The following is a 229-nucleotide window of genomic DNA, read 5'->3' on the forward strand; positions in this document are numbered from 1 at the left end:
GTCCGATTCAACGCGCGCGTCTTGCGCCTTCTCAGCTTCAGAAAGGCCGGGCACGCGCGTAGCTGTGCCTTCGCGGTGCATCGTCAGCTTTTGCGCCGGAGAGAGCGACTGCCACAATTCCTCGCTGACGTGTGCCGGTCGCGCGGCGTTCGTCGGCTCGTTCGGCGCGGCAGGCGCCGAGAACTCGTAGCCCGCACTGCGCAAAACATCGTCGAGTGCTTCCGGTCGC

1 protein-coding gene is annotated in these 229 nt (G+C 65.9%); it reads right to left on the minus strand.

Going from position 1 to position 229, the window contains the following annotated elements:
• Nucleotides 1-229: hypothetical protein (locus SB717_RS40075; protein WP_410908955.1), on the minus strand; the 229-nt coding region annotated here is incomplete at both ends.

Source organism: Priestia sp. SIMBA_032 (assembly GCF_046535215.1).
Classification (GTDB): Bacteria; Bacillota; Bacilli; order Bacillales; family Bacillaceae_H; genus Priestia; species Priestia aryabhattai.